Source organism: Stenotrophomonas sp. YJH_SMC_82 (assembly GCF_059368875.1).
On sequence record NZ_JCAFSE010000003.1, the window covers coordinates 51,796 to 75,836 of the forward strand.

Genomic DNA, 24,041 nt, shown 5'->3' on the forward strand with positions numbered 1-24,041 from the left:
ACTGTTGCAGCGGATCGGTTTGACCTCAACTCTGGTTGAGGTCGCAGACTGCCTCGCATTCCCCATGAGGCATGCGGCATGAACCTGCTGACCACCCCGGACCTCAGTCACGGCCTGCTGGAACTGTTCAATCCTGCGGGGCTTTACGACCCCTCGGCCAACGGCTACTCGCACGTGGCGGTGGTGCGCCTTCCCGCCCGGGTGATCCATATCGCCGGGCAGGGCGGTGAGGATGCCGATGGTCATCTCTCTCCCGGCTTCGGGGAACAGGTCGAGCAGGCACTGGACAACCTGCAGATCGCATTGCGTTCGGCGCAGGCCAGCCTGGCCGATGTCGCGCGGTTGCGCATCCTGGTGGTCGACCACGACGAGGACCGGCTGGGCATCATCGCCCGGCAGGTACGGCGGCGTTGGCCGAACGGCGCAGCGCCGACCTGCACCCTGATTCCTGTGCCACGGCTGGCGCTGGACGGCATGCTGTTCGAGATCGAGGCGGAGGCCTACGCCGCCTAGCGCAGGTAGTACTCCACCGGCACCACCAGTTCCTGCGGTGCCTTCATTTCCATGGGAATGGGCGGCAGCGGCTGCGCGCGGCGGAACGTCTGCAGTGCGGCGTCGTCGAGCATCGGTTGGCCGCTGGACTGCTCCAGCCGCAGGGCCTGCAGGCGTCCCTCGCGATCGATGCTGGCCCTGACCCAGGTCGTTCCCTGCTGCCGGCGCGAGCGCGCGACGGCGGGGTAGTAGCGATAACGCTCCAGCCGCGCCATCAGGCGGGCTTCCCACTGGTCGCTGGCGGCGCCGGCCTGGAAGTCCGCCGGTGGTGCGTCGGGAGCGGGCGGCGCGGCCGTGATCGATGCCGGTGCGGGACTCGCATCGGTCACGGCCGCAGGCGGGGCGACCGGCAGGGCTTGCCGGCCAGGGCCACCGAGCTCGCTGGCGGCCACCTCGCCCTCGCGCGCGGCGGTGGGCTTTGGCGGAGGGGGCGACTTCGCCGGTTGCGACGCGCGCGCCTGCTGCGCCTGGCTGGGGGTGTCGGCCAGGCGCTCTTCGACCGGCTGGGGAGGCGTAGCCGGTGCCAGCAGGCGCAGGCTGATGCGCACATCCTGCTCAGGCGGCGGCAGCAACGGTGGCGCGGCCATCCAGTGCACCAACAGCAGCAAGGGCAACAGGTGCAGGCCGATGCTGATGGCAATCGCCTGCCAGTGTTGGCCGCGTTCACTCATCGCCCGGCACCCACAGCAGATCGGCGTCGGCCGCATCGACGCCTTCGTCGGGTGACGCAAGCGCGATCACCAGTGCCGGTACCTCCGGTGGCAGGTAGCCCGGCACGCCGGTGCCGCGCAGTACATGCCAGCGGCCGGCCACCAGCAGCGCGGGTGCAGGGGCTGCGGTCAGTGCCTGTGCCATGCGGGTGTCGCGGGCCTGTTGCACGGCCAGCATCCCTTCCAGCATCGGTGCGGCGTCTGCGTGCTGGGCCAGCACCACGGCCGACAGGCGTTGCCGGGCGGTGGGCATCGGAAACCGCACCGACGTGTTGGAGGCAAGCAACGCATTGACCTCGGCACGCGACAGGTTGCCGCCGAACAGGGGGATGCCGGCGGCGGTGGCGTCCTGTACCAGCCCGCCATAGGTGGCCCACGGCCAGCGTGTATCCCAGCCCAGCAGCGCCTGCAGGTGCGCACCATCGGCATGGTTGCCCTTGGCCAGCCAGCGCTGCACCCGCTGCAGGCGCGGTTGGCGTTCACTGGCGATCATCTCCATTACCAGCGCACCTTGTGGACGCTGCCGTTGCAGCGCGTGCAGCAGCCAGCGCTGGGCGGCGTGGTCACCGGCCAGGTCGTGGCGTTCGCCCAGCAGCAGCCGCGGGGCGTTCGCTGCACGCTTCACGAACGCGGCTTCGTCCAGGCGCTGCCCGCTGGCCAGGTCGATCACCGTGCCGGGCATCGGCTGCGCGCTGGCGATTGCGGCCAGTGCGAGCAGGCACAGCGGCAGCCAGCGACGGCTAGAACGCCACATTGACGCCCATCGAGACGGTGCGGCCACGGCCGTTGCCGCGGTCCAGGATCGGGCTGAAGATGCTGTCGATCGAGGCATTGTTGTCATAGGCCTTGTTCTGCAGGTTTTCGATGTTCAGCCACAGCGTGGTGTTGGGCTGGGGCTTGAAGCTGGCGTAGAAGTCGAGCAGTACACCGGTACCGCCGGTCCTGCGGGTCTGGAAGAAGTCGTAGCCTTCTTCGGTGGGCCCGGAGTATTCGGCGCGCAGGCCGGCCTGCACGCGCTGCTGCCACCAGCGGCCGCCGACATCCAACGTCCAGAAGTGGTCGGGCAGGGCGGTGATGTCTTCCAGGTTGACGAATTCGATGGCAGGCGCACTGGTGCGCGAGCGGGTCCAGCTCAGCGTGGCGTGGTAGTGCGCGCTGGCGTAGTGCGCTTCCAGCTCGATACCGCGCATGCGCACCACGCCGGGGTGGTTCATCCAGCGCGTGGTGGTGCTGAAGTCGTCCACGTCCAGGGCATCGGTCCAGGCAGTGAGCTGCTGATCGCTGTCGATCGGTACCACGAAAGGCCCCACCTCCGGCGGGTGCACGATCAGCAGGTACTGCGGCTTGATGTAGTCGCGTATGCGGTTGTCGAAGCGGGTGACGCGCAGCTGCGCGAGGTCACCGTCGGTCAGCAGCGAGGAGGCGCTGAGGTTGGCGCCGAACTGCAGGTTGCGCGAGCGCTCACGGCGCAGGAACGGGTTGGCACCCACGCCGTCGGCATCGCTCATGCCTTCCAGCGGGATCTTCTCGAAGAACATCTCCTGCACGCGCGGCGGGCGGGAAGTACGCGAGGCTTCGGCGAACAGTTGCAGCCAGTCGGTGGCCTGCCACGAGACCGCCAGGCTGGGGCTGAGTGCGCGCTGGGTACGGCGCACGTCGATGCCGCCGCCGTTGATCTCGGCGCACTGGCCAGGCACATCCGAGCACACCGGGACGTGGCCGCGGATGCCATAGCGATCCTGGCGCAGGCCTGCAGTCAGCGCGTAGATGTCGTACTGCAGTTCCAGCGTGCTGAACACGCTGTCCAGCTGGCTGCGGCCCTGGGGGTTGGCGCCGCGCAGGATGGGGGTGTCGGCCACGTAGACGTCCGACTGGTGCTTGATGCCGGTGTTCCAGCGTGCCTGCAGTGCACCGATATCGAAGCGGCTGGTGTTGTCGAGCGTCCAGCTGCTCAGGCTGCTGTGGGTGCGGCGGCCGATGTAGCTGGAATCCTCCACGGGTGGATAGAACAGCCGGGTCTTGTTGCCGGCGAAGGTCGCGCGCAGGTCGATCCACGGCGTGTAGGGCGTGTAGTGGTAGCTGGCGCGCTGGTTGCGTGCGGAAATCTGCCACGGGTAGTTGTGGTAGAAGTCGTTTTCGTAGCGCATGTGGCTCAGGTCCAGCCGATGCTGGTCACTGGGCTGCAGGCGTGCTTTCAACAGCCAGCTGCTGGGCTGCTGGCTGCCGGGGTCGGCATTGTTCTTCTGCCCGCGTGCCGTGGCGTACTCGCCGCTGCGACTGCTGCTGGCAGCGGCCAGCAGGCCGAACTGGCGGTCACCGCCGTCCTCGCTGTGGCGCCATGCGCCGGCGAAGGTGCGGCCGCTGCCATAGCCGTTGTTGCCATGGCGATAGCCCGCACGCAGGCCCCAGTCACGGCCTTCGCCGAGCAGGTCGTCGATGTCCAGCGTGCGGAAATTGGCACTGCCGGCCAGCGTGCCGGCACCATCACCACCGGCGACCGCACCGCGTTGCACGTCCACACCGGCCAGCAGGAAAGGGTCGACGTAGGCGAACGGACCGCCGGAGCCATGGCCCGCGTTGTTGCGGAAGGTCTGGGTGACACCATCGATCATGGTGTTGACCCGCCCGGCGCCGGTCATGCCGCGGATGTTGACCTGCAGGCCGGGCTGGCTGCGCGAGTGGAAAGTGTGGGTGCCGGGCATCGAACGCAGCAGGCTGTTGCCGTCCTGGCGTTCGGCCATCGCCACGCGCTCGCTGCCGACGGCGGGCGCAAAGCCATCGCGGGCCGCCGGGACATACTGGCTGGCGCCTGCACCGGGGGAATGGCCGTGTGCGATATCGCCCTGTACGCGCAGCGGGCCGGTTCGACGGCTGCCATCTGAGGGGGCGGCCGGCGCCGGTTCCAGGGTGGCGCGGCGCGCGTCGATGAAACGGGGGCGCAGGCCGCTACCGGCCAGCAGGCGCGACAGGGCCTGCGCGTCGTCGAACCGTCCGCGTAGTGCCGGCGCCGTCTGGCCGCCTGGCAATGCCGCGCGGATCACCAGATCGACACCGGTCAGCCGACTGTAGGCATCCAGCGCGCTGGCCAGCGGTTGCGCAGGAAGATCGAAGTGGCGGGAGGTGGCCTGCGCGTGTGCGCTGGCAGGTAACAACGGAAGCGGACTGGCGCAGGCCAGTGACAGGGCGAGGACAAGGGGACGGTGAAACAGCATCGGGAGCTCCAGGGGCTGACGCAGCGCGTCGTCATCTTGGGTAGACGCAGTGGCAGGGCCGATGTCAGGGTGCATCGCGATGTTCCCTGCGTGGCGGCAGCCACACCTGCACGCCCGCGCCCAGGCGGAGCACGCGTACATGCAGCTGCGTGGCCAGCTGGTCGCGGCTGCGCGCCGCGCCGTCTGCACTGCCGAGCAGGGTGACCGGCTGCTGGCGCAGGTGTGCGCCGATGATCCAGGTGTGGCCGCCATGCCAGCGATCCAGGCCCTGGGTGACCTCGGCCAAGGGCGTGGAGACCCAATGCAGGCGACGCTCGCGCCAGGCCAGGGCACTGTGGCTGGCGGCCAGGCCGATGATCGGTGCCTGGCCATCGAAGCGCAGCTGCTGCCCTTCGATGGCCTGCTCACTGCGGGTGCCGCTGTCCACACGGACGCGATGCTCGGTGACGGTGACCACGCTGTCGTTGTCCTGCACGGCAAGGTCGAAGGCCGTGCCGAGCGCGGTGACCATGCCGTGCGTCGTATGCACCTGGAACGGATGCTGCGCATCGGCGGCTACCTTGAACCAGGCTTGGCCGTGCTGCAGCTGCAGCTGGCGGCGCTGTGCATCGATGCGGACATGGACTTCGCTTCCGGGTGACAGCAGCACGTGCGAGCCGTCCGGCAGTACTTCTTCACGGATCTCGCCTGTCGCCGTGCGCATCACCTGCGCGGCCGGTGGTGCGGCCTGGCGGGTATACAGGCCCAAGGCGCAAAGCAGCAGCACGGCAGTGCTGGCGTCGCGCAGGTGCCGGCGCTGCCGCTTGCGCTGATGCCGCTGCAGGCTGGGCGTGGCATCACCGGCCTGCCAGAGCGCCTGCAGGTGCTGGTACTGCGCGGCGTGGCGGCAATCGGCGTAGTACCACTGGTTGAAGGCACGCTCGTCGCGACCGCCGTCGTGGCCGTCCAGCCACCAACGTGCGGCCTCGCGCGCGATCGCCTCCGGGCTCATGCGCCGGGTACCTGCTGCAGCGCCACCAGCGCACGCAGCAGATGGCCGTGCGCGGTCTGCCGGCTGATGCCGAGCCGGCGGCCGATCTCGGCCAGTGCCATCTGCTCCACCCGGGCCAGCAGGAATACCTGGCGCGAGCGCGGTGGCAGCGCGGCGATGATCGCGTCGAGATGGCGCAGCTGTTCGGCGTCCAGCAGGTGCTGCTCCGGCAGCGGTGCAGGATCGGCGAGGGCGTGCAGTTGGACGTGATCCAGCGCTTCCTCACGACGGCGCTGGCGTTGCCGGTAGTGATCGGCGATCAGATTGTGGGCGACGCGGTACAGGTAGGCGCGGCCGTTGCGCAGCAGGCCGCTGGTGGCGACCTTGATGACACGCAGCCAGGTTTCCTGGACGACGTCATCGGCGTCGCTGCGTTGCGGGAGTTTACGGCGGACATGGGCGTGCAGCGGCCGGTAATGGGCCGCGCACAGCTGCGCGACATCCGTCGGTTCGACAGGCGTGGACACGGGGCGGGCGACAACTAGGAAAGGGAACAGCCCGCGGCGGCAAGGGCAACGGCTGCACCTTACAGCAAAAGAGAATCATTTGCATCTATCGATGCGTGTGACACGCCTGCCCGGGACGGGAGATCAGCGCGGGCGATAATCGCAGTGGATCTGCAGGGCTTCGGTGGGGTTGTGATGCAGCTCGAAGCCGCAGCGCTGCAGGCTGCGCTTCACCCGCGCGACCGCTTCGGCATGGCGGGCGACGCGACGATCCTGCCAGCGTGGCGGGGTGAATACGCCCACGGGCAGCAGCCGTAGCCGCTTGCCGTGCAGTACCAGCGAGACATCGATATGACGGCCTTCGATGTCGTGGCCGTTGGAGCCGAAGATGGCATCGACCTCATCATGGCGTTGCGGATAGCAGGCCCGGAACAACGCGATACCGAGCCAACGCACGCCACGACGGAAGCTGCCGAGCCAGCTGTGGCTGGGTTCGAAGCCGCGCGTGAGCAGCAGTCGCAGCCCGGCAGGCAGCATTGCCTGCGCATCGAGCAGGCGTTGCAGTACCTCTTCTTCCAGCTGGAGACGGGTGGAGGGCCAGCGCGGGGCGACCAGCAGCCCGTGGTGGCTGCCGCGTTGCAGGGTCAGCATGCGTGAAGCTTCGCACGCGGGCGAACAGCCTTGGTAGTGCCGGCCAGCGGCCGGCACTACCGTGACGATCGTCAGATGTCGCGGTACTGGATCTGCGAAGCCAGTACGCGCAGGCCGTCGGCATTGCTGGACAGGATGCGCTCTTCGCCGACACCTTTCTGCCGTTTCAGCTGGAAGCCCTGTTCGGCAGGCAGCTGCGCGGCGATGGTGTCCATGCGTTGCATGGCATCGGGGCCGCTGCAGTCGAAGTGGCCCCAGTGGGCGCCATCGCGGTGGATCTGCAATCGGTAGTTCATTGCGGTGTCTCCGGCAGCTCCTGCAGCCAATGGTCGAACATCGCGGTGGCCGCCGCTGCCAGCGGTGCACCGTAACGGCGTGCCTGGGCGCGAAGATCGTTCGGATCGATGCCGGCCTGCGCCAGCTCCAGGGTGTGGCCGATCAGCCAGCGTTCGAACTGGCGGGCATCCAGTTCCGGGTGGCATTGCAGGGCCAACGCATGGCTGCCCATGGCGAAGGCCTGGTGGCGGCAGGCCGGCGTGCTGGCCAGGCGACGTGCACCGGCCGGGAGTTCGAACGCCTCGCCATGCCAATGCAGTACCGGAATGCCCTGCAGGGCCTGCAGTGGCGAGCGTTGGCCGTCATCGGTGAGCAGCAGCGGCGCAAAGCCGATCTCCTTGCCGCCACTGGCGGCGACGTCGGCACCGAGTGCGCGCGCCATCAGCTGCGCGCCGAGGCAGATGCCCAGCGTGGGCCGTTGCTGCTGCAGCCGACGTTGCAACAACGCGATGCTGTCGTTGAGGAAGGGATAGCGATCAACATCGTTGACGCTGACCGGGCCGCCCAGCACGACCAGCAGGTCGGCGGTTTCGGCGGAGTCGAGCGCGTCGATACCGGCCTGCAGCACCTGCAGCTGCCAGCCCTGTGCCGACAGCAGTGGCTGCAGGGTGCCGAGGTCTTCAAAGGCGACGTGTTGCAGGACGACCGCGTGCTTCATGCGGAGGCTCCATTGCTGGGCCAGTAGAAACTGTCCGGGGTGGCGCGTGCGCCGAAGATGGCCTGCCCGACGCGGACCACGGTGGCACCTTCCTCGATCGCCACTTCGAAGTCTCCGGACATGCCCATCGACAACTGCGAAAGGTCGATGACGGGAGGTGCAGTGCGCTGCAGCTGGTCGCGCAGTTCGCGCAGGCGCACGAAGCAGGCACGCACGCGCTCGACCTCCGGGGTGAAGATGGCCAGCGTCATCAGGCCGCGCACGCGCAGGCGATCGAACGCTGGAAGCTGCTGCACAAAGGCCTCGACGGCAGCGGGTTCCAGGCCGTACTTGCTGGGTTCGGCGGAGGTGTTGACCTGCACGAACACATCCAGCGTGCGGTCTTCCAGCTGCAGGCGCTGCTGCAGTGCTTCGGCCACGCGCAGGCTGTCCAGCGCCTGGAACTCGCTGGCGAAGCGCGCCACGTAGCGCGCCTTGTTGGTCTGCAGATGCCCGATCACCGACCAGTGCACGCCAAGATCGGCCATCGTCTCGGCCTTGCGTTGCGCCTCCTGCACCTTGTTCTCGCCCAGCTCGCGGCAACCGGCGGCCACCGCCATGCGGATGCGGGCGTCATCGACGGTCTTGCTGACCGGCAGCAGGCGCACGCTGGCCGGGTCACGGCCGACGCGGGCGCAGGCATCGGCGATGCGTTGGCGCACCGTGACCAGGTTGGCGGCGATCTGTTCAACGGACTGGGCGACGGGCCAGTCGGCAGCGGCAAGGGGCATGCGGGCACCTCCAATGCAGGGTGGCCAGGGTGGGATACACTGGCACAGGACAAGAGATATTTTGGCATAGGACAAAATGAAAATCACCGGGCACAGCGCCGAGTCGATCTTCGACAGCATCCGCGACGGCATCGGCAAGGGCCGCCTGCCGGCCGGTAGCGTGCTGCCGCCGGTGCGTGAACTGGCCGAGCAGCTGGGCGTGAACCGCAACACCGTGGCTGCTGCCTACAAGCGCCTGGATGCGGCGGGACTGGCCAGCACGGCGGGCCGCCGCGGCACGGTCGTGCGTGGCCTGCCGCCGCCGCTGGCGCGCGAGGGCAGCACCCCGGGGCTGGCGCTGCAGGACCTGGCCGGTGGCAACCCGGATCCGCGCCTGCTGCCGAACCTGCGCCTGACCCCGGCGGCGCCGCGGCTGTATGGCGTGGGTACGGTCGACACGAGGTTGCAGGCGCTGGCACGCGCCTCGCTGGATGCGGATTGCCCCGAGGGATATGCGCTGGAGCTGACCCATGGCGCCGTCGATGGCATCGAGCGCCTGCTGGCGGCGTGGCTGCTGCCGGGTGATCGCATCGCGGTGGAGGATCCATGCTTCCTCGGCAGCCTCAATGTGCTCAATGCGTCGGGTCATGCGCCGTTGCCGGTGGCGGTGGATGCCCAGGGCATGCAGGTCGAATCGCTGCGGCAGGCGCTGGAGGCTGGTGCACGTGCGGTGCTGCTCACCCCCCGGGCGCACAATCCGACCGGGGCCAGCCTGGATGCGAAGCGGGCGCGGGCGTTGCGGCAGTTGTTGGCGGCGTACCCGCAGGTAGCAATGCTGATCGACGATCACTATGCGCTGCTCTCGCAGCAGGCCTATCACTCGGTACTGCCGCTGGATGGGCGGCGCTGGGCGCTGCTGCGTTCGTTGTCCAAACCGCTCGGCCCCGACCTGCGGCTGGCCTGGCTGGCCTGCGATGAAGAAACCGCGATGCGGTTGCGGCTGCGATTGGCATCCGGTATCGGCTGGGTCAGTCACCTGCTGCAGGACGCGGCAACCTCGGTGCTGGCGTCGTCAACGCAGCGGGCGAAGATCGCCTCGGCAGGCGAGCGTTACCAGCAGCGCCTGCAGTCGCTGCAGGAACTACTGCGCGCGCGTGGCGTGCCGACGCCGCTGCCGATGGAGGGATTGAACCTGTGGCTGCCGTTGCCGGGCGACAGCCATCCGCAGGTGCTGGCGCTGGCCGCGCGCGGATGGCATGTGCGCGCTGGCGAGGTGTTCGCGGTGGCGGCGCCGGCACATGGCCTGCGCATCACCTGCGCGGCGCTGGGCGCGGCGCAACTGCGGCCGCTGGCTGACGACCTGGCGGCGGTGTGCGGTCTGTAGCGTCGAGCGATGCTCGACGTTGCTTCGCCTTTGTAGAGCCGAGCCATGCTCGGCTGCTGTTGGTAGAAGCAGTCGAGCATGGCTCGACGCTACAGAAGCAGATCAGGGCGCGGCGTTGGCGCCCGGGCGCACGTAGTAGGACTGGCCGCTGTCATCGACGAACATCAGTTCCGGCTTGCCCTGCCATGAGGTGAGCATGGCGCCGGTGTTGTTCTGGTGCTTGACCATCAGGCTGGCACCACGGTCCGGGTTGGCCACCACCTTGAACACTTCCGTGGTGCCATTGGCATCGTCCAGGGTCAGCACGGCTTCACCGCCGCGATCGCTGGTGCCATAGCCCCCGCGTTCGGAGCCATCCGGGCCGAGCAGGATCAGGCCGGACAGGGCGGTAGCGCGCGGCCCCTGGATACGGCCCCGGCTGAGGGGGTCGGGCACCGGCGCGCCTAGGATCACCCGGGGTTGGCCCGTGCCATCGTGGATGATCAGCCCGCGCGCTTCGATGATGCGCTGTGGCGATTGGCTGCGATGCAGGCTCCAGGCGGTCCAGCCGGAAACCAGCAGGGCGAGTGTGGAGACCACCAGCGTGGTCAGCAGCAGTGCGCGCGGCATCGTGTCGTCCTTCCTTGGATGCAGCGACGATAGCGGATGCGGGCGACCGATGGCCAGTTCATTGTGTGACGCTGTGTATCGTCAATGGAAATCGCGGCTGTGGCTGCGCAACCCCTGCAACAGTTCATCCAGGCAGTGCATGCGCTGCACGATGACATGCTGCACGCCATCGACGCGTTCCAGGCGGCCGTCGATCTGCATCAGCCGGGTATCGACCAGGACCCGGTGCTGGCGATCGGCCAGGTGCCGCCAGACCACGGCATTGACCATGCCGGTCTCGTCTTCAAGGGTGAGGAAGGTAACGCCACTGGCGGTCTGCGGGCGCTGGCGCATGCGGACCAGGCCGGCGATGCGCACGCGACGGCCATGGCCGTGGCCCGCAAGCTGCGCGGCATCCAGGCAGCCGCGGCTGCGCAGTTGCGTGCGCAGGAACGAGATCGGGTGGCGGCCGAGGGTGGTGCCGATGCTGCGGTAATCGGCCTGCATGTCCTCCCAGGCGCTGGGCAGGGGCAGCGGCACGCGTGCTTCAGCGGTGGCGCGGGCCTGGTCGAACAGCGGCAGCCGGTTCTCCACGCCGGAGATATCCCAGCGTGCACGATGGCGATGGCCGCTGAGCCCGCGCAGCGCACCGGCATCGGCCAGCAGGCCCTGCTGGCGGCGATCCAGGGCGGTGCGCTGGCACAGGTCGCCCACATCGTCGAACGGGCGCCGTGCACGTTCGCGCATGATGGCCTGTACAGCCGCTTCATTGCAGCCGTCGACCAGGCGCAGGCCGAGCCGGATCGCGGCCGCGCCCCTGCTGAAATCCAGCGTGCAGTCCCAGTCGCTGTGGCGCACGTCCACGGGAAGCACGCGGATGCCATGCCGGCGCGCGTCCTGCAGCAGCTGGTCGGGGCTGTAGAAACCCAGCGGCTGGCTGTTGATCAGGCTGGCGGTGAACGCGGCCGGATGGTGGCATTTCAGCCAGCAGCTGTTATAGGTCAGCAGGGCGAAGCTGGCGGCGTGGCTTTCCGGGAAACCGTAATCACCGAACCCCTTGATCTGCTCGAACAGGTGCTCACCGTATTCGCGGCTGAAGCCGTTTTTCAACATGCCTGCCAGCAGTTTTTCACGATGCGGTTCCAAGCCGCCACGGCGTTTCCAGGCCGCCATCGAACGGCGCAGGGCATCGGCCTGGCCAGGCGTGTAACCGGCTGCTTCGACCGCCAGCTGCATCACCTGTTCCTGGAACAATGGCACGCCCAGCGTGCGTGCGAACACGCGTTCCAGCTGCGGTGGGTAGAGCGGGTTGTCCGGGTCGTTCAACGCGTCCGGTCCCTGTTCGCGCAGGATCCGGCGCCGCTCCAGATAGGGGTGCACCATGTCGCCCTGGATCGGGCCAGGGCGCACGATTGCCACCTCGATCACCAGGTCATAGAACGTGCGTGGCTGCATGCGCGGCAGCATCGCCATCTGTGCGCGCGATTCGATCTGGAACACGCCGATGGTGTCGGCGGCGCAGATCATGTCGAAGGTCTTTGCATCCTTGGGCGGGATCGCATCCATGCGTCCTTCATGCAGGCCATGCTGTTTCAGCATGGCCAGGCACTTGCGGATGGCGGTAAGCATGCCCAGCGCCAGGCAGTCGACCTTCATCAGGCCGGTGGCGTCGAGGTCGTCCTTGTCCCATTGGATGACGGTGCGGTCGGCCATCGCCGCGTTTTCCACCGGCACCAGGGTCGACAGGGGATGTTCGGAAATCACGAAACCGCCGGGGTGCTGCGACAGGTGGCGCGGGAAGTCGATCAGCTCGGCGGTCAGCGCCAGCAGGCGCCGCATCAAGGGCGTGTCCGGATCGAAACCGCGCTCGCGCAGGGTTTCCGGCAATGGGATGTTGCCGCCCCAGTGGTCCATCGCCGCGCCCAGTTCGTTGACCTGGTCCATCGGCAGGCCAAGTGCACGGGCCACGTCGCGGATCGCGCTGCGGCCACGGTAGCTGATTGCCACCGCGGTCAGTGCGGCGCGCTCGCGGCCATAGCGCTTGAACACGTACTGCAGCACTTCCTCGCGGCGCTCGTGCTCGAAATCGATGTCGATATCCGGTGGCTCGTCGCGCTCGGCGGAGATGAAGCGCTCGAACAGCAGGTTGCTGCGTGCCGGGTCGATCTCGGTCACGCCCAGCACGAAGCACACCGCGGAGTTGGCCGCCGAGCCGCGGCCCTGGCAGAGGATGTCCTGGCTGCGCGCGAAGCGCACGATGTCCTGCACGGTGAGGAAGTACGAGGCGTAGTTCTTCTGCTTGATCAACGCCAGTTCGTGTTCGATCTGCTCGCGTTGTTTCGGTTCGATGCCGCCTTTCCAGCGCCAGGGAATGCCACGCTCGACCAGCACGCGCAGCCAGCTGTCCGGGTCATGCCCCTCGGGCACCAGCTCGCGTGGGTAGGTGTACTGCAGCTGTTCCAGGGTGAAGTGGCAGCGCTCGGCGATGCGCAGGGTCTCGGCCAGCAATTCGGGCGGATACAGTTGGGCCAGCGCGGTGCGCGGACGCAGATGGCGCTCGCCGTTGGGGAACAGGCGCCAGCCAGCCTCGGCCACGCTGCAGCGGTGGCGGATCGCGGTCAGGGTGTCCTGCAGGGCGCGGCGGCGGCGCACGTGCATGTGCACGTCGCCACTGGCGACCAGCGGCAGGCGGTGGCGTTGGCCGAAGGCCTGCAGCTGCTGCAGGCGGCGTGCGTCGTCGTGTTCGTGGTGCAGCTCCACCGCCAACCACAGCCGATCATTGAAGCCGGCGCGCAGCAGTTCCAGGTCGGTGGCGGCCGGTTGCCGGTCCAGCCACAGGCACAGCAGGCCGTCGGGCAGGCCGAGCAGATCCTCGCGCAGGCAGCGGTACTCGCCCTTGGCTGCGCGCCGCCGGCAGGTGGTGATCAACTGGCAGAGCCCGGCATAGGCGGCCTGGTCGGTGCACAGCAGGGCCAGCTTCGGCCCGTCCTCGACCTGGAATTCGGCGCCGACGATCAGCGCCACGCCATGCGCCTTCGCCGCCTGCCAGGCGCGCACGATGCCGGCCAGCGAGCATTCGTCGGTGATCGCCAGTGCCCGGTAACCCTGGCCAGCGGCGCGCGCGAACAGTTCTTCGGCGATCGAAGCACCGCGCTGGAAACTGAAGGCCGACAGGCAGTGCAGTTCGGCGTAGCCGGGCAGTTCGCTGTGCATGGCGGCTCAGCCGAACCAGCCGTGCAGCATCCACGGCGCATGCGGATCGTTGCGCTCACGGAAGGCCCAGCCGCGCTGGCCGTGTGCGGTTTCCACCACGTAGTAGTCGCGGCGTGCGTCGGCCTGGTCCCACCAGCCCGATTCGATCCGCTCCGGCCCGGCGACGATGCGCAGGCGCGGGTCACGCAACGGTTGTGGGGTGTCCAGCAACCAGCCGGGGCGCAGTGGCCAGTACGACGGGGGCTTGGCCGGTGGCTGGGTACCACTGGCGCGTTCGGGGCGATGGTCGGCCTGCACCGCCAGCGGCTGCACGGCGTCATCACCCAGCCGCGCACGCAGGCGCTCGCGCAGCTGGTTCCAGGGCATCGCCTGCGCCGGCCGGGTATCGAACAGGTCACGCGCGGCGGGCACGAACGGTGGCAGCTGCTCGGCCTGCAGGCGCAGTGCGCGGCTGCCGGCCGGCAGGGCGAACGCTTCCATGCGGTTGCGTGCGATCTCGAACAGCAGCGCAGGATCGCGTTCGGGGGCCAGCAGGCCGATGGTCAGCACGCTGGCCGGCAGCAGGTCGTGCTCGAAATGCAGGTCGAAGCGCTGCACGCCGCCATCGCGCGAACACAGGAAGGCGGCCAGGTCCAGCAGCAGGCGGCGCAGCGGGAACAGCAGGGCCTGGCTGGATTCGATCTCGTATTCGAATTCGATGCGCGCATCGAAACGGTCCGGTGGCTGGTAGTAGCGCAGCGGCGCGGTGGGCAGGCCGCGCAGTGCATCCAGCTGCTGCAGTACCTCCGGTGCGAAGCGCCGGGCCAGGCTGTCACGCGGCAGCTCGAGCACCGCACCCAGCGTGCGCAGGCCGGAACGGCCGAGCACGGTCACCGCGTCGCTGGGCAGGCCGCAGCGCGGCAAGGGTAGCTGTGCCAGTGCCGCTGGCAGCTGCTGCGCATCGATGCCGAGGCCGTCGTGGACGTTGGCCAGCACGCGCGCGGCATGTGCCGTGGGGGCGGCCACCAGGCGGTGGCGGAAACCGAGTTCATGCAGTTCGTTGCGCAGGCGCTTTTCGATCGTCAGCCAGTCACCGAACAGGGCACGGCTGGCGCCGATTTCCAGCACCAGTGCATGCGGGAAATCGAGGCTGACCTGCGAGCTGTAGGCGTAGGCCCAGCTGGCCAGCAGCTGCCGGGTGTGCTGTTCCGCGTCAGGGTCGTAGTCGTGCAGGTGCATGTCCTGCACCAGCACCTGCGCAGCCGACAGCAGCATGCCCGGGCGCAGCCCTGCTGCGCGCGCGGCCGGGCTGACCGCACGCAGCACGCGGCGCTGCGCTGGGCCCTGCAGCAGCACCAGTGGCCGCTGGGGGTCCGGCTGCAGGCGCAGCACGCTGTCCAGCGCCAGCTGCGGCAACAACAGGCAGGCCCAGTGCATGGCGCGGCCTCAGTGGGTGATGGCCAGTGGCAACGGCTGCGCGGGTGGCAGGCCGCCACGGCACTTCAGCACCCTTACCTGGCCGTGGTCGAGCTGCAGGCGCAGGCTGGCCGGGGAGGGGTTGCGCGCTGCCTGCGCCTCGCGGAACACGAAGCCCAGGCACTGGCCGCTGTCGGCGGCGACCTGCAGCCGGCGCAGGGCGCGATCGTCGGCCTGGTGCGGCCAGCACAGCACCGCCGCGCAGGCGGCAGAGCGCAGGCATTGTTCGGCCGCCCACAGCGCCTGCTTCGGCGCAGCGTGGATGATCTGCAGCTGGGCCAGATCCAGCCCGGCCGCGGCCCAGGCCGGGGCATGCGGGCGATAGGGTGGGGCGACCAGCACGATCGGGCGGTCGCGCTGGCTCAGCCTGGCCAGCGCCGGCCAGACCAGGGCCAGTTCGCCAACGCCCGGCGCCGCCTGCAGCACCTCGCACAGCCCGCTGGCCGGCCAGCCGCCGCCGGGCAGGCGTGCGTCCAGCGCCGGGTGGCCGCTGGCCAGGTGGTCGCTGGCCGGCCCCTGGCGGGCCGGGCCGCGCCACAACTGGCGGCCGTCCAGCAGCCGGTCGAGGGCGACGACGGCGCCCATCAGCCGGTCCTCCAAGGGAGGCGCCGGGCGGGCTGGAAGCGGCAGGAACGGGCGGAAACGACAGGCATGGAGCGAGTATCGGCGGGCTGGTATCAGGGGCTGAGACCAGACATGCTACTCGCCTTGTGAGTAGAATTACTAATGAAATTGGCGGGCCGGGTTTCAGGTTGCTGAAGTGGGAAAGGAGTGCCGAGCCAGGTCGGCACCCACAGGGCCCGGTTACGGGCGGACCGGCAGCGCGACCGGGCGCAGCGGCGCGGCATCGCCGCCGCGGATCTTCAGCGGGCCGCCGATGAAGGCGAACTCGTAGACCTTGTCGCGGGCCAGTTCATCCAGCGCCACCAGTTCGATGATCGGCGCGCCCTGCTGGGCCAGCAGGTAGGTGTGCAGCGGCACGTAGTCGTCGGCCACCTCCGAGGGGAAGGTCTCGAAGCTCAGGTTGTCGGCGCCGACGATCATCGCGCCGCTGTCCTCAACCAGGAAGCGCGCCGCGTCCAGGCCCATGCCCGGCGGGTTGGCCATGTAGGCCTTGGGCTGTTCGAACAGGCGCATGCGGCCGGTGCGGATCAGCACCACGTCGCCCTGCTGCAGCTTCACCCGCTGGCGTGCCAGCGCATCCTTCAGGTCCTGGCGGGTGACGCGGTAGCTGTCCGGCAGCATGTCCACGCCCTTGGCGGCGGCCACGTCGATCAGTACGCCACGCGCGATCAGCGGCGGGAATTTCTCGATGCCGGTGACATTCCAGCCACGATCGCCGAGATGCTTGTCGGCCTCGAAGCCGTTCCAGATCTTTCCGTGGATGCCGAAGTGGTTCAGCGCATCGATGTGGGTGCCGGTGTGGCTGTACATCGAGAACGCGGTGCCGGTGTAGCTGCGGGTGAGGTTCATGGTCTCGCCCACGCCCATCGGATCATCCATCACCGTGCCGCGCGGGGTGTGGGTCATCCAGAACTGGTAGTGCGGGTCGCCGGCGTCCTGCCAGCTGGGCATGCCGACGTAGTAGTCGGTGGCCAGGTCATAGGCCTTGCCGCCGCTGACCCGCGACAGGATCGCCGCACGCGAGGCTTCGGTGATCAGGTTGAGCCGGCCGATCTCGTCCTTCGGCCCCCAGGGGCTGGTGCCGACCTGCTGGCCGGAGGGAACGCGTTCGTGCGCGGACACGGTGGTGGACGCCGCGGTGCCGGCCAGCAGCAGGGCCAGCGCGCTGGCCAGGATACGTGGGGTCATGGGGGAATCTCCTTGCAGGGTGGGGAGGGTGCGGCTCAGGCCGCGACCAGGGGCGCCAGGGCCTGGCGCAGTTGCGGCAGCGGCAGGGTCTGCAGGCGCAGGCCGTTGCCGCCGATCACGGTGGGAATGGAGCGGATGCCGAGGGCAGCGGCGTCGGCACGATCGGCCTGCACGCGCTGGCGCACTGCGTCGCTGCGCATGTGGTCAGCGAAGGCACCACGGGGATGGCCCAGTGATTCGGCGATATCCAGCAGCACTTCGGCGTCGCCGATGTTGCGGTGCTGGTGCAGGTGCGCCCATTGCACCGCGTCGAACATTGCGCCATGGGCATCATTGCCGCCGATCAACCCTGCGGCCTGGCAGGCCAGTGCGCCGAGCCAGCCGGAGGGATATTCGAAGTCCTGTGCGCGCATGCCTTCGATATCGATGCGCGCGCTGTCTTCATGCGCGGCGCAGTCGGTCCAGTGGCGCAGGATGATCGCCTTGGCGCGCTCCATCGAGCCGAACACCTCGACCATCTGCGCGCGCGAGTCCTGCAGCACGAAGCTGCGATGGCGCACCTGGATGCCGAGTTCGGCCGAGACCTGCTGCAGGCGCGGGGCCAGCACGAAGCACCAGCCGCAGACCACGTCGTGGAAGAAGTCGACCACCGGCGCGGCGGTGGCGGGGGAAGGAACGGGAGACATCTGCCTGCCATCGGTGAGAGGGGAGGCGGCAGATTAGGCAGCGCGGCGGGGCCGAAACAGCGCGCCGTGGGCAGCTCAGTTTTCGCTGGCGGTTACGAATCCAGGCCGGCGCAGCGGGGCAGCTCGGCGTGCAGGAAATCGATGAAGGCACGCACCTTGGGTTGCAGGTGGCGCGACGTGGGATAGACCGCATGCACGAAGCGTGGCGGATAGCGGTGGTCGGGCAGCACCTGTTGGAGTTCGCCACGGGCCAGCGCTGGTGCCGCCAGGAACGAGGGCAGGGCGCCGATGCCCATGCCGGCCACCAGCAGGTCGCGCAGCAGCAGGCTGTTGTTGACGGTGACGCGTGCCGGCAGGGTGATGGTCACCTGCCCATCCGGGCCGAGCAGCGGCCAGCTGCCGGGGGAGTCGGACAGGCTGTAGGCCAGCACACTGTGCACCTGCAGATCGTCCACCGACTGCGGTGCTGGACGCTGCCGCAGGTAGGACGGGGCAGCGCACAGCACCTGTTGCAGCGAGGCAAGCCGGCGCGCCACCAGTCGCGAGTCGTCCAGCTCGGCACGCAGCCGCAACGACACATCGAAACCCTCACCGACCGCATCGAGCAGGCGATCTTCCATCACCAGGTCCAGCGACAGCTGTGGATGCTGTTGCAGGAAGCGTGGCAGCAGCGGCGACAGCGTGCTCAGTGCGAACGACTGCGGTGCATTGACACGCAGGCGCCCGGCCACCTCGCCACGCTGTTCGGCGATGCCACGTTCCAATGCGTCCAATTCGTCGAGCAGGCGGCAGCATTCGCGGTAATAGGCGTGGCCGGTCTCGGTCAGGCTCATGCGCCGCGTGGTCCGCTGCAGCAGCACCACGCCCAGGTGCGTTTCCAGCGCGCGCAACTGCTTGCTCAGCCCGGCCGGCGACATGCCCAGGTCTTCGGCAGCGCGGGCCAGCCCGCCGCGTTCGACGATGCGGCGGAAGGCGCGCATCAGGTTGAAGGAATCCATGCCGGTACCGGGCGCGATGAGGGCGCCATTGTAGATCCACGCCATCCGTGGGTGGGGGAAACGCGGTGTCGGCCAAAGGGGGGATATCCACCGAGGCGGGGCGGGTTGCGCCGTTTGTTCAAGCCCGCAACCGTCGTGCCGCGCCAGCATGCAGGCCCCTCACGTTCCGGGTTGCCCATGAAACACTGGATCCTCCGCCTGTATGCCCCGTTGTTCCTGCTCGGTTTCGTTGCCGCCGCCGTCGTCTGGGTCGGCCACCTCCATGGCGATCCGCTATGGCTGCTGGCCTTGCTGGCGGTCGCCATCGCGGTTTCGTTCGCTGCCGAACGTGCCTGGCCGTATGACCCCGCGTTCAACCACGACCACGGCGACAGTCTGCGTGACACCCTGCATGCACTGGTCAACGAAAGCCTGAACCTGCTGTCGATCGCTGCGGTGCCGCTGCTGGCAGCGCTCCTTCCGTGGCAGCTGTGGCCGCTGCAGTGGCCGTTCGTTCTGCAGGTACTGCTGGCCATCGTCTGCGCCGACCTTGGCATTACCCTGGTGCACTACGCCAGCCATCGCATCGGCTGGCTGTGGCGGTTGCACGCGGTGCATCACAGCGTCACCCGCATGTACGGCTTCAACGGCTTGATGAAGCATCCGCTGCACCAGGCGGCCGAAGCAGTGGGCGGCGTACTGCCGCTGCTGCTGTTGGGCCTGCCGATGCCGGTGGCTGCGGTGCTGGCCTTCGCCATTGCCATCCAGCTGCTGCTGCAGCACTCCAACGTGGACATGCGCCCGGGCCTGCTGGGCCGGGTGATGGCGTGGGCACCGCTGCACCGCTTCCACCACATGCGTTACGGCACCGCTGGCGACGTCAACTTCGGCCTGTTCCTGACCGTCTGGGATCACCTGCTGGGGACCGCCTTCGATGCGCCGGGCTATCGGCTGCAGCAGCGCGACCTCGGCATCGGCAGCCAACCGGACTATCCGCGCGATTATCCGGGACAGCTGCTGGCGCCGTTCCGCGAACTGCCGCACGGCGAGGTGCCGGAGCTGCCGGAAGGTCTGCGCAGGCGCGGATGATGGGCCGTGTCAGGCCGCTTGAAGCTGCAGGCCCTGCAGCTGCGCGGCACCGATACCGAACATGCGGCGCAGGCTGCGCGACAGATGGGCCAGATCGGCGAATCCAGCGGCATGCGCACTGTCGGTCAGGGTGTGCCCGCGCAGATGATGCATGAGTGCGCGGCGCAGCCGCTGCCACAGCACCCAGCCGCGCAGGGTCACCGCCAGATCAGACTGGAAACGCCGGTGCAGCTGGCTGGTCGACAGGTGCGCCGCCCCGGCGATATCGGCGGCCGGCACCGGGCCGGGCAGGTGCTGGGCGATACGGGCCAATGCCGCCTGCACGCGGCGGTCCAGCGGTTGCGGGCGGCTCAGCCGTGGCAGCCAGCCGTGCAGTTCCAGCGCGTTGCCCGGCAGTGCGTGCAGGTATTGCTGGATCTGTGCGGGATTGGCATGCGTCGGCTCAAGAAACACCGTGCAGCCTGCTTCTGGCGCTAACAGGATCGCGTGCGGCTGGAATGATGGCAGCCACAGTCGCTGGCCTTGCTGCTGCACGCCATCGACCTCGACCTGCCAGGCTGCGCCGTCGCTGAGCAGCAGTTGATGGGCGTAGTGCGCGTGCGCGGCGCTGTCACCGGCATGACCCTGCAGCACGGCCACGTGAGCATCCAGCAGCAACGTGCCATTCCAGGGCAGGGTGGGGGAGGACATTGAGGGATTGTAGATCCACGCCATGCGTGGATGAATCTCAATCGAAATCGATTATTTCGACAGACGGATTGCACGGCGTCAACGCAACCGGCCCTACCCCGCCAACCCACAGGAAGCCCGCTTTTGCTTCGGCTGTTGCTTCTGAGGTTGCCTACCGCGGGTGCCGTGCGCTGCCCGGCCGTGCGCCCCCTCAGCGCCCGTTCGGATCCGGCCGGTGATGCACGTATTCAACCACGGTGCCATCGGGATGCACCGCGTTGAACGCCGCCCCGGTCGGGACTACCTGCAGCGGGAAGATGATCTCGGCGCCGGCGGCGACCAGTTTGTCGTGATAGGGCCGAACATCATCGACCAGCAGTGTCCCCGTGGTCGAGGTGAACGGGGCCAGTGCCGCCTGGCTGCCTTCGATCAGCAGGAAGGCGCCGACCATCGCCAGGCGCAGCCCGGCTTCCGGGAACGGGAACCCCGCATCGGCTACCACGCCCTGCAACTGCTCATAGAACGCCACGCTGCGCTCCAGCTCGCCCGGGGCCACGAACACCCGGATCAGCACGCGCGGCGCGCGCTGGCTGGAGGTGTCACAGCGGTCGCGCCAGAGATGATCGAAGTCGCGATGTACGGTCATGGGCTCGATTCGTGGCCAGGGATCTCCATTATCAGCAGCCTCGCGCGGCGCGCTGATGACCGCCAGTGATGGCCTGATAACCATTGGCCGGGTTGCCTCTGTGACTTAGGTCCTGTTGACAGGTGTGAACGCCCTCGCACAATCTTCACAGGATTGGGTCGCCCTGCGCGGCCCGGGCAGGCAGGTTGTCACGCCGGGAGGAGGGTCCCGCGCGCAGACCGGCCCGTCCATCGGCCTGTGGGGCGTTGCCTGGCAACCCCTGCGCGGCATGAACGCTGCACCCTTCGGCGGCACTTTCCCTGGACCGATTGCCTTGGCAACGGAATTACGCCTGCCGATGAAAACGTTTACAAAACCGCTTGCACTGTCTCTGGCCCTGTCTGCCGCACTGGCCGCTCCGGCCTGGGCCGACCCGGTCGCGTTCACTGTGCTGACCCTGGAACAGGCGCCCCACGCCGAGGCGATGCCGGCGCTGGCCGCGCAACTGAAGAGCCTGAAGGTGGACGCGGTGAGCGTGCGCCAGGTGCAGCGCGGCATCGGCCAGGTCGATCCGCTGCAGGTGCTGGCCGATGGCCTGGGCTACGAGTACCGCTTCATTGCCGCCGGCAAGGACGATGGCCAGACCCAGCGCGGCCAGGCTGTTCTGACCCGGCTGCCGATCGCCGCTGAATCCGGCCCCGACCAGCCGGGCCTGAACTACCTGCGCCTGGACGATGGCCGCCACACTGTGGCGGTCTATACCGATGCCGGTGCAGGTGCGGCGCAGCTGCCGGCGCTGGTCACCCGTTCGCGGCTGGGTGCACCGGCGGTGCTGCTCGGCGCGGTGGCCGGTGAATCGGCCAAGGCCGCAGGCTTCGATCCGGCGCGTGTGGCGCTGGAAGCCGATGCCAGCTATTTCAGCGACGGCTTCCAGGCCGCCAGCAGCGCGCCGTTCAAGGTGGAAGGCAGCACGCTGCGTGCCACCCTGCTGACCCTGGCCTATGCCGCCGACAAGCACGGCGACACGCCGTGGATGGACACCACGCTCAACGCCGATGCGCGCGCTGCGCTGCTGCTGAAGGCGATGACCGAGGATGAGAAGTTCCAGATGCTGCACAGCTACTTCGGGCTGGGCAAGGACGGCGGCCCACTGCCGGAAGGTGCGGTCGGTTCGGCCGGCTTCGTGCCGGGCGTACCGCGGCTGCGCATCCCGTCGCAGCAGTCGGCCGATGCCGGTGTCGGCGTGACCAATCCGGGGGGCATCCGCCCGGGCGACTTCGCCACGGCGATGCCATCGGGCCCGTCCACCGCATCGAGCTGGAACCGCGAAGTTGCCTTCGCCGGTGGCGCCACGATGGGCCGCGAGGCGTGGCAGCAGCGCTTCAATATCCTGCTGTCGGGCAGCGTCAACCTGCAGCGTGACCCGCGCAACGGCCGCAACTTCGAGTACGCCGGCGAAGACCCGCTGCTGGCCGGCTCGATGGTTGGCGCGCTGATCCAGGGCGTGCAGAGCCAGCACGTGATCTCCTCGATGAAGCACTTCGCGCTGAACGACATGGAGACCCGTCGCAACTTCCACGACGTGCGCATCGGCGAACAGGCCATGCACGAGTCGGACCTGTTGGCCTTCGAGATCGCGCTGGATGCCGGTCGCCCGGGCGTGGCGATGTGCTCGTACAACAAGATCAACGGCACCTACGGCTGCGAGAACGGCTACCTGATGAACCAGGTGCTGAAGCAGGAATGGAAGTTCCCCGGTTTCGTGATGTCCGACTGGGGTGGCGTGCACAGTGGCTCGAAGGCTGCGCTGGCCGGCCTGGACCAGCAGTCGGCCGGTGAGGTGTTCGACGCGGCGGTGTTCTTCGATGAACCGCTGCGCCTGGCCGTGCATGGCGGCGTGGTGCCGCAGGCGCGCCTGAACGACATGGTGGCGCGCATCCTGCGCACGATGTTCCTGCATGGCAACTTCGACAACCCGCCGCAGCACCAGAAGGTGGATGCCGAGGCCGGCTTCGCCGTTGCCCAGCGCACGGTGGAGGAGGGCAGCGTGCTGCTGCGCAATGAGGGCAACCTGTTGCCGCTGGCCGACAGCGTGAAGCGCATCGTCATCATCGGCGGCCATGCCGACAAGGGCGTGATCGGTGGCGGTGGTTCATCGATGGTGGGCGTGACCGCCAAGGGCACCAACGCGGTGCCCGGCGTGATGCCGACCACCTGGCCGGGCCCGGTGATCTTCCATCCGTCCTCGCCGCTGGAATCGCTGCGTGCGGCGCGCCCGGACGCGACTATCACGTATGTGGATGGCACCAACGCCGCTGCTGCGGCCAAGGCGGCCGCGCAGGCGGATGTGGCCATCGTGTTTGCCACGCAGTGGGCTGCCGAATCGGTGGACCTGCCGGACATGCAGCTGCCGGACAACCAGGATGCCCTGATCTCGGCAGTGGCCAAGGCCAACCCGAAGACCGTGCTGGTGCTGGAAACCAACGGCCCGGTGCGCACACCGTGGCTGGCGCAGGTGCCGGCGATGCTGCAGGCCTGGTACCCGGGCATCCGCGGTGGCGAAGGCATTGCCGCACTGCTGACCGGCCAGGTCAATCCGTCCGGCCGCCTGCCGGTGACCTGGGTGACGGACGAATCGCAGCTGCCGCGCCCGCACATCGACGGCCTCGGCTTCAAGCCGGCCAAGCCGTTCGGTGATGTGTTCGATTTCGATATCGAAGGCGCCAACGTCGGCTACAAGTGGATGGCGGCCAAGGGCCTGACCCCGACCTTCGCCTTTGGCCATGGCCTGTCCTACACCTCGTTCGCCTATGACAACCTGAAGGTGAGCGTGGAAGGTTCGCGCCTGGTCGCCAGCGTCGACATCCGCAACACCGGCAAGCGCGCCGGTGCCGACGTGGCCCAGCTGTACCTGAAGCTGCCGGCCGGCAGCACCACGCCGATCCGCCTGATCGGCTATGACAAGGTGACCCTGCAGCCGGGCGAACAGCGCCGCATCCGCATCGAAGCCGAGCCGAAGACGCTGGCCCACTACGATGCACAGGCGCGCCAGTGGAAGATCGATGGCGGCACCTACCAGGTGCAGCTGTCGCGCAACGCCGCCGAACCGCTGCAGACGGTGGACGTGCAGCTGGTGGAGCAGGTGCTGCGCTGAGGCTTGAAGGCACGGCCCGCAAGGGCCGTGCCTGAAAAAGGGGAC

22 protein-coding genes are annotated in these 24,041 nt (G+C 68.5%); 4 read left to right on the forward strand and 18 right to left on the reverse strand.

Going from position 1 to position 24,041, the window contains the following annotated elements; all coding sequences use genetic code 11:
- Positions 1 to 78 precede the first annotated feature (78 nt).
- Positions 79 to 513, forward strand: coding sequence for a RidA family protein (locus AC5P53_RS12935; protein WP_014647523.1), 435 nt, complete (start codon positions 79 to 81; stop codon positions 511 to 513).
- Here the strand turns inward: AC5P53_RS12935 and AC5P53_RS12940 are convergent.
- The 9 genes from AC5P53_RS12940 to AC5P53_RS12980 form a co-directional block, all read right to left on the reverse strand.
- Positions 510 to 1,223, reverse strand: coding sequence for an energy transducer TonB family protein (locus tag AC5P53_RS12940; RefSeq protein ID WP_049406194.1), 714 nt, complete (start codon positions 1,221 to 1,223; stop codon positions 510 to 512). The genes AC5P53_RS12935 and AC5P53_RS12940 overlap by 4 nt on opposite strands.
- On the reverse strand, positions 1,216 to 2,016 hold the full coding sequence (locus AC5P53_RS12945) for a ChaN family lipoprotein (RefSeq protein WP_049440963.1): 801 nt from the start codon (positions 2,014 to 2,016) through the stop codon (positions 1,216 to 1,218). Before AC5P53_RS12945 ends, AC5P53_RS12940 begins: the two co-directional genes overlap by 8 nt.
- A complete protein-coding gene (locus AC5P53_RS12950; protein WP_495227407.1) occupies positions 2,003 to 4,474 on the reverse strand; it encodes a TonB-dependent receptor in 2,472 nt (823 codons plus the stop codon). Before AC5P53_RS12950 ends, AC5P53_RS12945 begins: the two co-directional genes overlap by 14 nt.
- Before the next feature lie 64 nt (positions 4,475 to 4,538).
- Positions 4,539 to 5,465 (reverse strand): FecR family protein, encoded by a 927-nt coding sequence (locus AC5P53_RS12955; protein WP_049440959.1) that lies wholly within the window; start codon positions 5,463 to 5,465, stop codon positions 4,539 to 4,541.
- The gene (locus AC5P53_RS12960) at positions 5,462 to 5,971 is read right to left on the reverse strand and encodes an RNA polymerase sigma factor (RefSeq protein WP_495227408.1); all 510 of its coding nucleotides are present in this window, start codon (positions 5,969 to 5,971) and stop codon (positions 5,462 to 5,464) included. The genes AC5P53_RS12955 and AC5P53_RS12960 overlap by 4 nt, the downstream gene beginning before the upstream one ends.
- A gap of 123 nt (positions 5,972 to 6,094) precedes the next feature.
- A complete protein-coding gene (locus tag AC5P53_RS12965) occupies positions 6,095 to 6,601 on the reverse strand; it encodes a hypothetical protein (RefSeq protein WP_495227409.1) in 507 nt (168 codons plus the stop codon).
- Between the two features lie 71 nt (positions 6,602 to 6,672).
- A complete protein-coding gene (locus AC5P53_RS12970) occupies positions 6,673 to 6,897 on the reverse strand; it encodes a hypothetical protein (protein ID WP_014647516.1) in 225 nt (74 codons plus the stop codon).
- Positions 6,894 to 7,595, reverse strand: a complete 702-nt coding sequence (locus AC5P53_RS12975) for a glutamine amidotransferase (RefSeq protein WP_046431222.1) — start codon at positions 7,593 to 7,595, stop codon at positions 6,894 to 6,896. The genes AC5P53_RS12970 and AC5P53_RS12975 overlap by 4 nt, the downstream gene beginning before the upstream one ends.
- Positions 7,592 to 8,365: a YggS family pyridoxal phosphate-dependent enzyme gene (locus AC5P53_RS12980; protein WP_041863572.1), complete on the reverse strand. Its 774-nt coding sequence runs from the start codon at positions 8,363 to 8,365 to the stop codon at positions 7,592 to 7,594. The genes AC5P53_RS12975 and AC5P53_RS12980 overlap by 4 nt, the downstream gene beginning before the upstream one ends.
- A gap of 76 nt (positions 8,366 to 8,441) precedes the next feature.
- Between AC5P53_RS12980 and ptsJ the strand changes: the two genes are divergently transcribed.
- Positions 8,442 to 9,728 (forward strand): MocR-like B6 salvage transcription factor PtsJ, encoded by a 1,287-nt coding sequence (gene ptsJ, locus AC5P53_RS12985; protein WP_495227410.1) that lies wholly within the window; start codon positions 8,442 to 8,444, stop codon positions 9,726 to 9,728.
- A 102-nt stretch (positions 9,729 to 9,830) separates the two neighbouring features.
- On the opposite strand, the gene AC5P53_RS12990 is transcribed toward ptsJ, so the two are convergent.
- The 7 genes from AC5P53_RS12990 to AC5P53_RS13020 all read right to left on the reverse strand — a co-directional run bounded on the left by AC5P53_RS12990 (position 9,831) and on the right by AC5P53_RS13020 (position 18,525).
- Positions 9,831 to 10,337 carry a hypothetical protein gene (locus AC5P53_RS12990; RefSeq protein WP_032957269.1) on the reverse strand — a complete coding sequence of 169 codons (507 nt, stop codon included), beginning with the start codon at positions 10,335 to 10,337 and terminating at the stop codon, positions 9,831 to 9,833.
- Between the two features lie 81 nt (positions 10,338 to 10,418).
- Positions 10,419 to 13,529, reverse strand: coding sequence for an error-prone DNA polymerase (locus tag AC5P53_RS12995; protein ID WP_032957267.1), 3,111 nt, complete (start codon positions 13,527 to 13,529; stop codon positions 10,419 to 10,421).
- Between the two features lie 6 nt (positions 13,530 to 13,535).
- The gene (locus AC5P53_RS13000) at positions 13,536 to 14,945 is read right to left on the reverse strand and encodes a Y-family DNA polymerase (protein ID WP_046431214.1); all 1,410 of its coding nucleotides are present in this window, start codon (positions 14,943 to 14,945) and stop codon (positions 13,536 to 13,538) included.
- A gap of 9 nt (positions 14,946 to 14,954) precedes the next feature.
- On the reverse strand, positions 14,955 to 15,569 hold the full coding sequence (imuA, locus tag AC5P53_RS13005; RefSeq protein WP_014647509.1) for a translesion DNA synthesis-associated protein ImuA: 615 nt from the start codon (positions 15,567 to 15,569) through the stop codon (positions 14,955 to 14,957).
- 219 nt (positions 15,570 to 15,788) lie between these two features.
- Positions 15,789 to 16,796 carry a cyclase family protein gene (locus AC5P53_RS13010; RefSeq protein ID WP_053496083.1) on the reverse strand — a complete coding sequence of 336 codons (1,008 nt, stop codon included), beginning with the start codon at positions 16,794 to 16,796 and terminating at the stop codon, positions 15,789 to 15,791.
- 35 nt (positions 16,797 to 16,831) lie between these two features.
- Positions 16,832 to 17,482 (reverse strand): DsbA family oxidoreductase, encoded by a 651-nt coding sequence (locus AC5P53_RS13015; protein ID WP_014647507.1) that lies wholly within the window; start codon positions 17,480 to 17,482, stop codon positions 16,832 to 16,834.
- Positions 17,483 to 17,574: 92 nt separating this feature from the next.
- The gene (locus tag AC5P53_RS13020) at positions 17,575 to 18,525 is read right to left on the reverse strand and encodes a LysR family transcriptional regulator (protein WP_014647506.1); all 951 of its coding nucleotides are present in this window, start codon (positions 18,523 to 18,525) and stop codon (positions 17,575 to 17,577) included.
- Between the two features lie 132 nt (positions 18,526 to 18,657).
- Here AC5P53_RS13020 and AC5P53_RS13025 point away from each other — a divergent pair, with 132 nt between their 5' ends.
- Complete coding sequence (locus AC5P53_RS13025) at positions 18,658 to 19,548, forward strand: sterol desaturase family protein (RefSeq protein ID WP_032960191.1); 891 nt, start codon at positions 18,658 to 18,660, stop codon at positions 19,546 to 19,548.
- Between the two features lie 9 nt (positions 19,549 to 19,557).
- Here the strand turns inward: AC5P53_RS13025 and AC5P53_RS13030 are convergent, their stop codons facing one another.
- Positions 19,558 to 20,262: an AraC family transcriptional regulator gene (locus AC5P53_RS13030; protein ID WP_046431199.1), complete on the reverse strand. Its 705-nt coding sequence runs from the start codon at positions 20,260 to 20,262 to the stop codon at positions 19,558 to 19,560.
- 166 nt (positions 20,263 to 20,428) lie between these two features.
- A complete protein-coding gene (locus tag AC5P53_RS13035; RefSeq protein ID WP_164167738.1) occupies positions 20,429 to 20,863 on the reverse strand; it encodes a VOC family protein in 435 nt (144 codons plus the stop codon).
- Positions 20,864 to 21,200: 337 nt separating this feature from the next.
- Here AC5P53_RS13035 and AC5P53_RS13040 point away from each other — a divergent pair, with 337 nt between their 5' ends.
- Positions 21,201 to 23,996: a glycoside hydrolase family 3 C-terminal domain-containing protein gene (locus AC5P53_RS13040; protein WP_241887008.1), complete on the forward strand. Its 2,796-nt coding sequence runs from the start codon at positions 21,201 to 21,203 to the stop codon at positions 23,994 to 23,996.
- The last annotated feature ends 45 nt before the right edge of the window (positions 23,997 to 24,041 follow it).

Excerpts from the sequence above, each read along its gene's own strand:
- AC5P53_RS12965 (WP_495227409.1), bottom strand. The coding sequence starts at position 6,601 with ATGCTGACCCTGCAACGCGGCAGCCACCACGGGCTGCTGGTCGCCCCG.
- AC5P53_RS12945 (WP_049440963.1), bottom strand. The coding sequence starts at position 2,016 with ATGTGGCGTTCTAGCCGTCGCTGGCTGCCGCTGTGCCTGCTCGCACTG.
- AC5P53_RS13010 (WP_053496083.1), bottom strand. The coding sequence starts at position 16,796 with ATGACCCCACGTATCCTGGCCAGCGCGCTGGCCCTGCTGCTGGCCGGC.
- AC5P53_RS13015 (WP_014647507.1), bottom strand. The coding sequence starts at position 17,482 with ATGTCTCCCGTTCCTTCCCCCGCCACCGCCGCGCCGGTGGTCGACTTC.
- AC5P53_RS13035 (WP_164167738.1), bottom strand. The coding sequence starts at position 20,863 with ATGACCGTACATCGCGACTTCGATCATCTCTGGCGCGACCGCTGTGAC.
- AC5P53_RS12955 (WP_049440959.1), bottom strand. The coding sequence starts at position 5,465 with ATGAGCCCGGAGGCGATCGCGCGCGAGGCCGCACGTTGGTGGCTGGAC.
- AC5P53_RS13030 (WP_046431199.1), bottom strand. The coding sequence starts at position 20,262 with ATGGCGTGGATCTACAATCCCTCAATGTCCTCCCCCACCCTGCCCTGG.
- AC5P53_RS13020 (WP_014647506.1), bottom strand. The coding sequence starts at position 18,525 with ATGGCGTGGATCTACAATGGCGCCCTCATCGCGCCCGGTACCGGCATG.
- AC5P53_RS12980 (WP_041863572.1), bottom strand. The coding sequence starts at position 8,365 with ATGCCCCTTGCCGCTGCCGACTGGCCCGTCGCCCAGTCCGTTGAACAG.
- AC5P53_RS12950 (WP_495227407.1), bottom strand. The coding sequence starts at position 4,474 with ATGCTGTTTCACCGTCCCCTTGTCCTCGCCCTGTCACTGGCCTGCGCC.
- AC5P53_RS12990 (WP_032957269.1), bottom strand. The coding sequence starts at position 10,337 with ATGCCGCGCGCACTGCTGCTGACCACGCTGGTGGTCTCCACACTCGCC.
- AC5P53_RS12940 (WP_049406194.1), bottom strand. The coding sequence starts at position 1,223 with ATGAGTGAACGCGGCCAACACTGGCAGGCGATTGCCATCAGCATCGGC.
- AC5P53_RS13000 (WP_046431214.1), bottom strand. The coding sequence starts at position 14,945 with ATGCACTGGGCCTGCCTGTTGTTGCCGCAGCTGGCGCTGGACAGCGTG.
- AC5P53_RS13040 (WP_241887008.1), top strand. The coding sequence starts at position 21,201 with ATGAAAACGTTTACAAAACCGCTTGCACTGTCTCTGGCCCTGTCTGCC.
- ptsJ (WP_495227410.1), top strand. The coding sequence starts at position 8,442 with ATGAAAATCACCGGGCACAGCGCCGAGTCGATCTTCGACAGCATCCGC.
- AC5P53_RS12935 (WP_014647523.1), top strand. The coding sequence starts at position 79 with ATGAACCTGCTGACCACCCCGGACCTCAGTCACGGCCTGCTGGAACTG.
- imuA (WP_014647509.1), bottom strand. The coding sequence starts at position 15,569 with ATGGGCGCCGTCGTCGCCCTCGACCGGCTGCTGGACGGCCGCCAGTTG.
- AC5P53_RS12975 (WP_046431222.1), bottom strand. The coding sequence starts at position 7,595 with ATGAAGCACGCGGTCGTCCTGCAACACGTCGCCTTTGAAGACCTCGGC.
- AC5P53_RS12970 (WP_014647516.1), bottom strand. The coding sequence starts at position 6,897 with ATGAACTACCGATTGCAGATCCACCGCGATGGCGCCCACTGGGGCCAC.
- AC5P53_RS13025 (WP_032960191.1), top strand. The coding sequence starts at position 18,658 with ATGAAACACTGGATCCTCCGCCTGTATGCCCCGTTGTTCCTGCTCGGT.
- AC5P53_RS12995 (WP_032957267.1), bottom strand. The coding sequence starts at position 13,529 with ATGCACAGCGAACTGCCCGGCTACGCCGAACTGCACTGCCTGTCGGCC.